We start from the raw sequence: 12,560 nt of genomic DNA, 5'->3' as shown, positions 1-12,560 counted from the left end.
TACTGTAACAATCTAGATGCTTGTGATGAATATTAATGTGATCCAATATAGATGTTGGAATAGGACAAATGTGTAGAGTATTAGTGCCATAATGATAAGAAATTGAATGTATTTTTTGGGTTGAAGTTTGGTGATGATGTATATAAAAAGAAGTGGAAGGATAATTTTTATCGAATAAAAAAATGGAATATTGTTTTCGTATATGAAGCGCATTAATGGATTTGCTTCGGTAATATGACCTTGTCGAATGCCAAAGTCGGTGGAAATGGTATCAAAGATTGCTAATGATAAGATAGAAAAAGCAAGGATGAGTGGTTTTCTTTGTGAAGGGAGTTGAATGTTTTCAGGCAAGGGTCTTAAATTCCTTTCCATTTATTATAGATATTTCTTATTCGTTTTATATTATTATGTGGAAAATAATGTTTGATTATACGTAATTACAAGGTGAATTATGTTTTTACGATTAAATTTTATAAAAATGGGTAATGTAAAAAGAGGATATATTCAAGTTGGAGGATTTAAATGACAAAGATGAATCGTGGAATTATTACTGCTTTATCGGCAATTGGGTTAGCGCAAGGATTAAAGGTATTTACGCATAAAAGGTTAACAGGAAAATGGGATCTTAAACAAGCCTTTACAACAGGTGGAATGCCGAGCTCGCATTCGGCGGGAGTTGCTGCACTTGCCTCATACGTAGCTGCTAATAAAGGAACTCGTCATACGGAAACAGCACTGGCAGTTGTGTTCGGCGCTATCGTTATGTATGATGCACAAGGAATTAGAAGGCATACTGGAGAAATCGCACAACTAGTGAATGATTTGGAAGACAATATTGCCACATTGTCTGGAAATTTCCCGAGTTTTGAGTATGTACAAAGAGAAGAAGAACTAAAAGAATTGCTAGGACATCAGCCGGTAGAAGTAATAGCGGGTGCTATTTTAGGGACAGTATTTGGGGTTTTATGTGCTAAATTAGAAGATTGAAATTAGTGAAAGAAAAACCAAGTCGGTGAAGATTCCGACTTGGTTTTTTGGTCGTGTTGGGGGTAAAAGTTTTCTTTCATCATCTGCAAGTTTTTGTTTATTCTTTACTAGCAGCGTAAGTTTTAGTTTCCCCATCTTCGAATTCAATTTCAAGGTCAAAGTTTGTATAATCAGTTGCATCAAATGCCAAAGTTACCCGCTGGATTACTTCTTCTTTACTCATGTCTTGCGTTAACTGTAGATCTGTAAAAACTTGCTCTAATAATGTATATGCGGCATCTCCTTGTATGTCTGCAGCAGCATGCATATTTTTATAAACTGCTTCCGCTTTTGATGAGTCTCCATAGTATTCTGCTATTATCGCATCTTCATTGTCTGGTGTACTTATGTGTAAATTTAAAAAGCGGAAGCCAAATTCTTTTTCTGGGCTTTCTGGTGTCAGGGATTCATCGACTGTCTCCGTTTGTTCCTTCTCAAATGCTGTTCCATTAGGTCCGTTTTCCTCTGGTTCATCATTGTTACCACAAGCAACAAGAAGCATCGTTGAGGATAGTAGTATTGTTGCAAGTATGCTATTTTTTTTTGTTCTCATGTATATTCCCCTCTCTAGATGAATTGTTCTACATATTATCAATAGCCTAAAAGGATGCTTAGTAAACAAAAATGGAAATTATCATCATCTAAGCTAGGTTGGAGTGGGAAGTGAAGCAAATATGTACATCAACTTTTTTGAAAGTTTAAGAGGTTTGGTGAGTGAATTTTAGTATAATGTTCTAAAGAGCATCTAGGAAAAATATAAGGAGGGTGGTTTAAATGGCATTATATAAAGAAATCAATTCGGTAGATCATTGGAAGAGTATTTTAGAACAGTCGAAAGAGAAGGCGGTTGTCGTGTTTAAGCATAGTACAACTTGTCCAGTTAGCGCGCATGCTTATGGAGAGTTTAACTTATTTAACTCGCCTGTGGACAGTTATTTAGTAAAAGTGATTGAAAATCGTGCGGTTTCTAATGAGATAGAAAATGATTTAGGTATACGTCATGAATCACCACAAGCTTTTTTAATTGCGAATGGACAAGCTATTTGGAATGCTTCACATTGGAAGATTACTAAGAAGGATTTAGAGTCGGCAATCGCATTAATATAGAGACGGAGAGATTGTATGGAAGAGGTATTGAAAGTAGGAGAATATTTAGTAGATAATGCCGAAAAAATTATAAGAGATATGACAGAAAAAGCACTAATAAATGTCGAAATTCCAGTTACAGAAGAAATGTTAGAACAATCGATTCAACAGAATATAGAGTTTTTAGTGCTTATAGCGGAATCTTTTAGGGAAACGGAGGAAGCTGCCGAAGCCGAATTAATAAAATGGAGTAAACAAGTCGGTGAGCAACAAGCGGCTCTATTTACCCAATTTTCAACGATAATAAAACCATTTGCAAAAAATCGTTTAATGTATTTGGAAAACATTACGCAGATTTCGATAGACCATGGATTATCGATTGAAAATATAGTGAAAATAAACAATCGAATTAGTTATTTAATGGATGTAAGTATAATCAAGACGATTTACGCATATGAAGCTTACCGAGATTCATTAATGGAAGAACGTCAACGAGAAATAAATGAATTATCGGCACCTATCGTACCTATCCAAACAGGGGTTGCTGTATTGCCTTTAATCGGCAGCATCGATTCCTCTCGTTTTCAGTATATTATAAATAACTTAGTGCCTTCGATTCCAAGTCGTTCGGTGGAGCATTTGATTATTGATTTTAGTGGTATTTTGACTATTGATTCTGAAGTTGCGGAGCAGATATTTATACTTCATAGTGTTCTTCAATTACTTGGCATTCATGTGATGTTTTCTGGAATTCGACCAAATCTTTCGATTGAGATTGTCCGAGTAGGTATTGATTTTAGCTCGTTTGACACATTTGGCAGTGTTAAACAAGCGGTGGATAGTTTGAGCTAGTCGATCTGATAAAAATATTAATATAGAAGATAAAAACGATTTCTCTTAAAGAGAAGTCGTTTTTTTATTGGTGTTATCCATTTAGTTTGAGTAGATGGACACTTGGGTATCAGAGTATTATGAAAGATTGATAGAAGAACAGACTATAAGGAGGATGATAATATGTTAGACCAGTATTATTGGAGAGATACGCTCTCTTTTCTACCAGAAATATTAATAGGTTTAGTGGTTTTATTAATAGGCTTTTTTATTGCCAAGCTATTGGAAAACATGACATATAAGCTATTAAGGAAATTTCATGTGAATGAACGTTTAGGAAATACAAAGTCTAAATGGACAGTCGAGAAAATCATTAGCAAAGTAGTTTTTGCTATCGTACTCATTTTTGCATTTGTTTTATTCTTTAACATATTGAATTTGAATACAATGGCTACTCCGTTTGTCTCCATGTATTCAGGATTAACAGGGGCTTTCTTAAATATTTTGAAAGCGGCTTTGATATTATTATTTGCTTGGATTTTAGCAACTGTCATCAAAAAAGTAATTCAAATGGCAGGTTCGAAGCTTCAACTGAATAAATACGTTGGAAAAACGGGCCTTGATCCGGAACAAATAGATCAAGTAAAGTGGACGGATACAGTAGCAAATGTAGCCTACTATTTAATCTTTTTATTATTTATCCCCGCACTATTAAACGCATTAGGTATTGATGGATTAAGTGGACCATTCGAGGGAATGCTAGCTAGTTTCTTTAACTTTATTCCTAAACTAGTATCTGCGGCTATTGTTTTTGTCATTGGTTGGTTTGTTGCAAAACTGGTTCGTAATTTATTAGAAAAGTTTTTGCATTCCGCTGGTGCTGACCGATTAGCAGATAAGTTGAAGATTTCTTCCTTCATAGAAGGGACAAGTGTATCGAAAGTTGTTGGGATTGTCGCTTTTGTTTTAATCATGATTCCAGTATCTATTACCACGTTAGAGATTTTAGATTTAGAAGGGATTTCTTCACCTGCCATTGCTATGTTGAACAATGTGCTGGCAATGTTACCGAAGATTATTGTTGCAATCGTGTTAGTGTTGGTTGGGATAGTTGCCGCGAAATGGGTGAGAGAGGTCGTTGTTTCCCTTCTTGAAAAACTCGGTGTGAATTCATTGTTTGGCAAGATGGGATTCAAATCAGGTAATGGAACGGCACCAACCTTTTCTACTTTGTTAGGTACGATTGTGCAATTTGTGATTATTTTATTGTTTGTTGTAGAAGCTTTACAATTGTTAGAGCTAGAATTTATGGTGGCATTGGCAACTGGAATTTTTGCTTATTTACCGTCCGTGTTTGCCGCAATTGTTATTTTAGCGGTTGGATTTTGGTTAGCGAATTTGGTAGAAAAATTGGTTGGGAGTTTGATGAAGCATTCTTCAGGAACACCACATTTCTTGCGATATGTGGCGAAATATGCGATTTTAGCATTCGCATTCTTCATGGCTTTAGACCAATTAGGGATAGCTGCTTCCATTATTAACTCAGCCTTTATCCTTATTCTAGGTGGACTAGCATTGGCATTTGGCTTAGCATTTGGATTGGGAGGAAGAGAACACGCAGCCCGCTATTTGAGCAAAATGGAAAAAAGTTTAGAGGATGCAGAAGTATCAAAGGAAAAGTATAAAGCGGAAAAAGAGTCGATAAAAGAATCTTTCAAGGAGAATGTCCAGGATGTTACAAAAACAGAGCAAAGTCTAAGAGGCACAAGTGGTTATTTAGATGAATCTCCTGATAGTGTTACTGGTGCCAGGCACCAGTAACACTCCTGTAACATATTTTCAAACTTAAAAGCGTATAGTACAAAGTAAATGTTTTCATTCAAAATTTGAACTTTGTTCAAAAAAGTATTTACATTTAGAAATAGAATAGTATGATGGAATTAAATAAAGAATTTTCAGAAAATAGTAATAATGGAGGTAGGATGATTGAAAGCATCATTTATAACGGATGAGCATGAACTATTTCGGAAGTCTTTACGGAAGATGTTAGATAAAGAAGCGTATCCTTTTTTTGATGAGTGGGAAGCAAATCGAGAAATTCCAAAAGATTTTTGGTTAAAGATGGGTGCGAATGGTTTTTTATGTCMTTGGGTGGATGAAGCCTATGGTGGCCTTGGGTTAGATTTTTCCTATTCGATGATTTTGAATGAGGAATTGGAACGAGTTGGACAAGGGGTATCCAGTGGTATTTGTTTGCACTCTGATATTGTAAGCCCTTACATATCGAGTCTTGGAACAGAAGAACAAAAGCAAAAATGGCTTCCTGGTTGTGTGAGCGGGGATTTGATAACTGCGATTGGAATGACGGAGCCTGGTGCTGGATCCGACTTAGCTGGAGTGAAAACGACTGCTCGAAAAGATGGAAACTTTTATATTTTAAATGGAGAGAAGACATTCATCACAAATGGTCGAATAGCGGATATCGTCGTTGTCGTTTGTAAAACGGATCCCAATGCCGAACCAGCTCACCGAGGTATCAGCTTACTAGTTGTGGAAAAAGGGATGGAAGGCTTTTCATATGGGAAGAAATTGAACAAAATCGGTATGCATAGTGGCGATACTGGAGAATTGATATTCGAAGATGTGAAAGTGCCTGTTGCAAACTTGCTTGGGGAAGAAGGCAAAGGGTTTTATTATCTTATGCAAAATTTACAGCAGGAGCGTCTAGTCGTCGCGATTCAATGCCAAATTGAAGCGGAAGAAATGCTTCGAATAACAATTGACTATGTAAAAAATCGGAAAGCATTCGGTCAATCAATTAGTAAATTTCAAAATACGCAATTCAAAATAGCAGAAATGGCGACCGAAATAGATATCGGTCGAACGTATATCAATCATTTAACGGCTCGCCATATTGCAAGCGAAGACATTGTAAAAGAAGTATCAATGGCAAAGTGGTGGATTAGTGAAATGGCTAAACGAGTGGCGGCGGAATGTCTGCAGCTACACGGAGGTTATGGATATATGGAAGAATACGAGATTGCAAGAAGATATCGTGATATTCCAGTAGCAAGCGTTTATGCCGGATCTACGGAAATTATGAAAACAATTATTGCGAAAAAGCTGGATTTATAAATGAAAGGAGGTATTATCATGAAGCTCTCAGAGAAAAAACTGCAAAAGAAAAAGCAAGAAATTATATTATCAGCAGTCAAAATCGTGAACCAAAAAGGATATCAAGGTGCAACGATGGAGGAAATTGCTGCAGAGCTTCTCATGACGAAAGGCTCTCTCTATTATTATTTTAAAAATAAAGAGGATCTCCTATTCCAATGCCACGAAATGGTGTTAGGGCAAGCAATTAGTGAGTTACAAGACTATTTTATTGAAAATATATCGAATGAACAGAAACTACGCAAGATGATTGCCAATCATATCCGTTACATGATTGAAGAAAAAGAAACGTTTAATATGATTATTAAACCAGACCAAACCTTTTCCAAAGATTATCTTCATCCTATCTTACGTAAGCGAGATGAATATGCATCTTGGTTTGACCAAGTAATTCAAAAAGGGATAGCAGAAGGAGATTTCACTATAAAAGAACCCAAAATTGCACGAATGATTTTACTTGGTTCCATGAACTGGATTCAGCAGTGGTATAGTCCTGATGGAGTCAAGTCGATTGAGGAATTACAAGTGCTATATGCAGAATATTTATTAAAAGTTGTGAAATAAATAACATCATTTAAAACAAAAGGGGATCTGATATATGTTCGTTACGGAAAAATTGGCATTGCACGCAAAAGAGCAACCTAACCATCTGATTTCTCAATTTAATGGAAGAAATACAACCTATTCAGAGCTTTATGAACAGGCAAAAAGATTAGCTGGTTACTTTCAAGCAAAAGGCTATGAACAAGAGGATATTATTGCGGTGTACTTGAATAACTCGGATTATTTTTTAGTTTGTTATTATGCATGTCAGCTTGGCGGTTTCAGCGTGATGCCTGTAAATACAAAGCTTGCGGCTCCCGAAGTGGATTATATCTTTATGCATTCAGAAGCGAAGGCGATCATTTATGGAAAAGATATGGAGCCAGTTTTGAATGAAATCCCAGAATCATTTGCAAAATTTCAAGATAAGATTGTTGTAGGGGAAAACGAAGGTTTAATCGGGATATTAGAGGATGCGTCTATTACTTTCGAAGAAGTAAATGAGAACGGGGAACGGACGAGCGTTGTTTTTTATACTTCTGGTACAACTGGCAAACCTAAGGGTGTTTTGTTGACAGCGAATAATGTGAAGGCGGCTGCGCAAATATGGGGAGAAGCGATGGAGCTTAATTCCAAAGATCGGATGCAAATAGTCGCTCCTTTGTTTCATTGTGCAGCGAGTCATGTTTTTAGTATCCCCGTCATTTATGCTGGCGGAACGATTGTTATCGAAGAAGGGTTTTCTCCTGAACGAGCCTTAAATACGATGGAACAAAAGGATATTACCATATTTTTTGGTGTGCCAGCCATGTACAGTATTTTATTGAACACGTCAAAAATGGAAAACTTACACTTACCGAATCTTCGCCTATTTACTTACGGAGCTGCTCCAATGCCATATGAATTAGTTCGAAAAGTCAAAGCATTATATCCGAATGTAAAAGTTCAAAACTTATATGGACAAACAGAAAACTCACCAGCAGCTACGACACTAAAAGACCATCATGCATTAGAAAAAGTCGGGTCTGTAGGGGAACCGCTCCCACAAACCGAGGTACAGGTAGTTGATGAATTTGGGGAAGCTTTACCAGTTGGTCAAGTAGGAGAAATCGTCACAAAAGGTCCGCAAGTGATGAAAGGCTATTTGAAAAATGAGGAAGCAACAAGAAGAACAATTCAAAACGGCTGGCTATATACAGGTGATCTAGGTAGATTTGATGAAGATGGGCTACTTTATATCGTGGATCGCAAAAAAGATATGATTATCCGTGCCGGTGAAAATGTGTATCCAGTAGAAGTAGAGGAAGTCCTATACCAAATTCCGGAACTTTTGGAAGCAGCGGTTGTTGGAATTCCACATACCATTTACGGAGAAGTTCCAAAAGCTTTTATTGTGTTAAAGGAAGGGCGTACGCTTACAGAAGAAGAAATTATTTCTTTTTGTTCGAAACAATTGGCGAAATATAAATTACCCGATGAAGTCGTATTCATCGATACTCTTCCTAGAAATGCGAGCGGGAAAGTACTGAAAACGGCTCTTCGAAAAGAATAAGGGGGAAAAGAAATGAGTTCAGTTTATATTGTAGATGGTGCTAGAACGGCCTTTACTAGTTTTGGAGGTTCTTTTGCACAAGTGAAAGCAGATGATTTAGGTGCCGCAACGGCGATAGAGGCATTGAAGCGTTCGAAAGTGGATGCTACTCAAGTTGATCATGTTATTTATGGAAATGTCATTCACTCGAGTACAAATGCTTCGTTTTTATCACGGCATATTGGTTTGAAAGCTGGTGTACCTGTGGAAGTTCCTGCTTATAATGTGAACCGTTTATGTGGTTCTGGGTCACAGTCGATTGTTTCTGCAGCGCAACTGATTTTATTGAACGAAGCAGAAATCGTTTTAGCTGGTGGGGCAGAAAATATGTCGATGGCTCCTTATTCCAATTTCAATGCACGATTTAGTGCTTCGAAATTGGGCTCTGTTGTTTATGAAGATATGGTGCTTTCCACACTTAATGATGAATATGTCGGTAGTGGAATGGGAATGACGGCAGAAAAACTAGCAGAGCAATATGAAATAACGCGCGAGGAGCAAGATGCATTCGCATTGCTTAGCCAAAAGCGAGCAGGAGCAGCACGTGAGAACGGTGTTTTTGCCAAAGAAATTGTCGCAGTAGAAGTTCCCACTCGAAAAGGAACGGTATTAGTTTCGGAAGATGAACATATAAAAGCAGAAGTCACAGCAGAAAAATTGGCAACGTTAAGACCTTCCTTTAAAAAAGATGGTACGGTGACGCCTGGTAACGCAAGCGGAATAAATGATGGAGCAGCTTCAGTCATTGTCGCTAGTGAAAAAGCGGTAAATGAAAATGGACTAGAACCTATTGCTAAAATTGTTTCATGGGGTGTCGCTGGAGTAGATCCATCCATTATGGGGATTGGTCCAGTGCCAGCAATCAGGCAAGCATTGGAAAAAGCGGAGCTTCAATTAGAGGATATGGATTTGATTGAGGTGAATGAAGCATTTGCTTCTCAATATTTGTCCGTTGAAAAAGAATTAGGACTAGATCGTGACAAGACAAATGTTAATGGTGGTGCAATTGCTCTAGGTCATCCTGTTGGGGCTAGCGGAACAAGGATTCTTCTCTCATTAGCATATGAATTGAAAAATAGAGGGTTGAAATATGGAGTTGCAAGTTTATGTATCGGCGGTGGGCAAGGGATTGCAGTAGTAATAGAGCGCGTATAAGGAGGAAAAACGATCATGTTCACTAATTTAAAACTTCCAGTTATTGTAGCACCAATGTTTTTAGTATCCTGTACAGAATCAGTTATAGCATCTTGTAGGAACGGAGTCATTGGTTCGATTCCACTACTCAATGCACGGACTGCTGAGAAATGCGAAGAGATGCTAGCGGAATTGAAGGCTGCGCTACCGACTGGACCGTGGGCAGTGAATTTCATTGCGCATAAAACGAATAAGCGGCATGACACTGATTTGGAATTAATCCGCAAATATGAGCCGCCAATGGTAATTGCTTCTTTAGGACACCCAGGAGCGGTCACCGAGGTTGTCCATGGGTATGGTGGATTAGTGTTTTCCGATGTAGCGACTGTAAAGCATGCGAAAAAAGCCACTGCAGCAGGTGTTGATGGGCTTATTTTAGTTTGCGCTGGTGCAGGAGGTCATGCAGGAGTATTGAATCCATTTGCATTTTTAGCTGCTGTTCGAGAATTTTGGGATGGCTATATTGTGTTAGCCGGGGGTATTTCGAATGGGAAAGATGTATTAGCAGCACAAATTATGGGAGCGGATTTTGCATACATGGGAACCAAGTTTATCCCAGTCGAAGAAAGTGATGCGTTTCCTGAATATAAAGAAATGCTTGTCGATTCAACGATAGCGGATATTTTGTATACTGATTCTTTTAGTGGAGTACATGCCAATTATTTAATTCCAAGCTTATTAAAAAATAATATTGATCCGGAAAGCTTAAAACCACGTGATACAGTCGATTTATCGCATATGGTCGATGTGAAGGCATGGCGTGATGTATGGTCAGCGGGACATGGAGTGACGACGATTAAAACGGTTGAAAGTACAGCTGTTGTCGTTGATCGGCTTGCAAAAGAATATGAAGAAGCGAAAAAGGGTGTGGCAGTTCATGCCTGAAACATTGCTTACGACGATTGATCGGGGAGTAATGACGATTACGTTGCATCGCCCAGATGTGCTGAATGCATTTAACGTCCAAATGATGGATGAACTTATCGCAGCCTATAAAGAAGCGGATGCGAACGATGAGGTTCGAGTGATTATCGTAACAGGAAGTGGTCGTGCATTTTGTGCAGGAATGGATTTGACTACCGGGGATGATGTATTCGCCTCGGAGGAATCTGCGGATGATTTTCGAGATACTGGAGGAAGGGTTAGTCTTGTTGTTCATTCATTGAAAAAGCCGGTAATAGCAGCTATTAATGGAGCAGCAGTCGGTATTGGCATAACAATGACTTTACCGATGGATATTCGTATTGTGAAAAAGGATGCGAAAATTGGTTTTGTATTTGGACGAAGGGGAATAGGACCTGAAGCAGGTAGCGGCTGGTTTTTACCGAAATTAGTCGGAGTGTCTAAAGCATTGGAGTGGGTGTTAACTGGTAGAATGCTCACAACAGCAGAGGCTTTGGACGCTAGATTAGTGCAGTATGAGGTAGAGGATCCATATGCGAAAGCTGTCGAAATTTCCCGGGAAATAGCGGATAATACGTCAGCTGTTTCTAATGCATTTTCTCGCCAATTATTGTGGGGCATGCTTGGAGCAAAAGGCCCCTTAGAGTCTCATCTTATTGAATCCAAATTTTTGCACTGGGCTGGAGCGCAAGCTGATGCAAAAGAAGGGATTAATTCGTTCATGGAAAAGAGACCTGCAAAGTTTGAAATGACTGCTCAGGAGTTGCCAGATTTTTTTAGAAAGTAAAGTTATAAGGGGGTTGGGAAGATGGAAATTGGTGTTTTAGGTTCTGGTACGATGGGAAATGGAATTGCGCAAGTGATGGCGGATGCCGGTCACAAGGTTATATTATGTGATGTAAATTCGGAAGCGCTAGTTCGTGCAGAGAAATCAATGCATACAAATTTAGAACGAGTGTACAAGAAGCAAGGCAAGGATTTAAGCGATATTAATAAAGTGTTTGAGCGGATTACGTTCACAACGGAGCTCCCATTACTAAAAGAATCAGATGTCGTGATTGAGGCTATTATTGAAAATATGGATATAAAGAAAAAAGTATTTGCCGAGCTAGGTGCATTGTTGAATGAAAAAGCAATTATTGCGTCCAATACATCTGGACTAAGCATTACCGAGCTAGCTAGTGCAGCTGGTCGCCCAACAAAAGTGATCGGCATGCATTTCTTTAATCCAGTCCCTGTGATGAAGTTAGTAGAAATTGTCCGTGGATCAGATACTTCGGATGAAACATATGAAGTTGTCACTAGTTTAGTCGAGTCGATTGGAAAAGAAAGTATATCCATCGTGGATGCGCCATTATTTGTAGTGAATCGAATATTGGTTCCATTAATAAATGAAGCGATTTTTGTGCTAGGTGAAGGGATTGCTTCGGCGGAGGATATTGATAAAGGGATGATGCTAGGCGCTAATCATCCAATTGGACCATTGGCACTCGCAGATTTAATCGGACTAGATACGATGTTGTTCGTTGCAGAAACATTATTGGAAGAAACCGGAGACTCGAAATATCGAGTTCCACCATTATTGCGCAAAAAAGTCCGAGCTGGCCATTTAGGAAGAAAAAGTGGACGAGGGTTTTTCGACTATGAATAAAAAGCAAGGAGAAAAGGATTTCACTTTTCTCCTTGCTTTTTTCATGCATTAGGAAATAAAAGGATTGTTACAGAATTATTACTGGTGCCAGGCACCAGTAATAATTCTGTAACACTTCTCTAATAATTGAAATCATAGGTTTGAGTATTTTTACACTGAGATGTTTTTGGACTATTCTGATAAAAAATGATTAAAAAGTACTACATATATTTTATGATTATGCATTTTTGCTTTTTTGTCGTGTATTTCGGAAATCGATATGAAAAAAGTGCTAAATAGTTTTCGTTATTAAAATGATGTGACAAAAGTCCTTGTGTGCATGGAACTAAGTAATTTTTTATGTAAATATTGTCACTTTGACGTTCGTCATTAGTAGTGTTATTTATTATATTAAGGAAAAGTTAGGAATTTATTTTTGCATATATATCCAATTTAATTTTGGTTACTATATTAAATTAATGAACTTTTATTTATTTCTGATTATCGTGTATTTTGGGTTTACATACCTATCAAGTTGAGAAAAGATTCATTGGATTAGAGAAGATTTATTTACGATTTACG

At 37.9% G+C, this 12,560-nt stretch carries 13 protein-coding genes; 11 read left to right on the top strand and 2 right to left on the bottom strand.

All coding sequences use genetic code 11. The features are described 5' to 3' along the window. Positions 1-12 precede the first annotated feature (12 nt). A complete protein-coding gene (locus tag AC1DFT_RS18835; RefSeq protein ID WP_478160864.1) occupies positions 13-372 on the bottom strand; it encodes a DUF5658 family protein in 360 nt (119 codons plus the stop codon). Between the two features lie 150 nt (positions 373-522). Here AC1DFT_RS18835 and AC1DFT_RS18830 point away from each other — a divergent pair, with 150 nt between their 5' ends. After that, entirely contained in the window at positions 523-987 is a 465-nt protein-coding gene (locus tag AC1DFT_RS18830; RefSeq protein ID WP_478160862.1) for a divergent PAP2 family protein, read from the top strand. A gap of 97 nt (positions 988-1,084) precedes the next feature. Here the strand turns inward: AC1DFT_RS18830 and AC1DFT_RS18825 are convergent, their stop codons facing one another. Then, positions 1,085-1,579 carry a YusW family protein gene (locus tag AC1DFT_RS18825; RefSeq protein ID WP_478160860.1) on the bottom strand — a complete coding sequence of 165 codons (495 nt, stop codon included), beginning with the start codon at positions 1,577-1,579 and terminating at the stop codon, positions 1,085-1,087. Positions 1,580-1,800: 221 nt separating this feature from the next. Between AC1DFT_RS18825 and ytxJ the strand changes: the two genes are divergently transcribed. From ytxJ to AC1DFT_RS18775, 10 genes are all read left to right on the top strand, one after another. Continuing rightward, positions 1,801-2,133, top strand: coding sequence for a bacillithiol system redox-active protein YtxJ (gene ytxJ / locus AC1DFT_RS18820; RefSeq protein ID WP_478160858.1), 333 nt, complete (start codon positions 1,801-1,803; stop codon positions 2,131-2,133). A 15-nt stretch (positions 2,134-2,148) separates the two neighbouring features. After that, entirely contained in the window at positions 2,149-2,964 is an 816-nt protein-coding gene (locus AC1DFT_RS18815) for an STAS domain-containing protein (RefSeq protein ID WP_478160856.1), read from the top strand. A gap of 162 nt (positions 2,965-3,126) precedes the next feature. Beyond that, positions 3,127-4,764 (top strand): mechanosensitive ion channel, encoded by a 1,638-nt coding sequence (locus AC1DFT_RS18810; protein ID WP_478160854.1) that lies wholly within the window; start codon positions 3,127-3,129, stop codon positions 4,762-4,764. A 165-nt stretch (positions 4,765-4,929) separates the two neighbouring features. Beyond that, positions 4,930-6,078, top strand: coding sequence for an acyl-CoA dehydrogenase family protein (locus AC1DFT_RS18805; protein WP_478160852.1), 1,149 nt, complete (start codon positions 4,930-4,932; stop codon positions 6,076-6,078). Positions 6,079-6,096: 18 nt separating this feature from the next. Next, complete coding sequence (locus AC1DFT_RS18800; protein ID WP_478160850.1) at positions 6,097-6,681, top strand: TetR/AcrR family transcriptional regulator; 585 nt, start codon at positions 6,097-6,099, stop codon at positions 6,679-6,681. Positions 6,682-6,715: 34 nt separating this feature from the next. Then, positions 6,716-8,212: a class I adenylate-forming enzyme family protein gene (locus tag AC1DFT_RS18795; RefSeq protein ID WP_478160848.1), complete on the top strand. Its 1,497-nt coding sequence runs from the start codon at positions 6,716-6,718 to the stop codon at positions 8,210-8,212. Between the two features lie 12 nt (positions 8,213-8,224). Further along, positions 8,225-9,406 (top strand): acetyl-CoA C-acetyltransferase, encoded by a 1,182-nt coding sequence (locus AC1DFT_RS18790; RefSeq protein WP_478160846.1) that lies wholly within the window; start codon positions 8,225-8,227, stop codon positions 9,404-9,406. Between the two features lie 15 nt (positions 9,407-9,421). Then, positions 9,422-10,330, top strand: coding sequence for an NAD(P)H-dependent flavin oxidoreductase (locus tag AC1DFT_RS18785; RefSeq protein ID WP_478160844.1), 909 nt, complete (start codon positions 9,422-9,424; stop codon positions 10,328-10,330). Then, the gene (locus AC1DFT_RS18780) at positions 10,323-11,135 is read left to right on the top strand and encodes an enoyl-CoA hydratase-related protein (protein ID WP_478160842.1); all 813 of its coding nucleotides are present in this window, start codon (positions 10,323-10,325) and stop codon (positions 11,133-11,135) included. The genes AC1DFT_RS18785 and AC1DFT_RS18780 overlap by 8 nt, the downstream gene beginning before the upstream one ends. Positions 11,136-11,156: 21 nt before the next feature. Further along, on the top strand, positions 11,157-11,999 hold the full coding sequence (locus AC1DFT_RS18775; RefSeq protein ID WP_478160840.1) for a 3-hydroxyacyl-CoA dehydrogenase NAD-binding domain-containing protein: 843 nt from the start codon (positions 11,157-11,159) through the stop codon (positions 11,997-11,999). Positions 12,000-12,560 lie beyond the last annotated feature (561 nt).

It is taken from the genome of Psychrobacillus sp. 05T411 (assembly GCF_056396485.1).
This window is presented reverse-complemented; position numbering and strand designations above follow the sequence as displayed.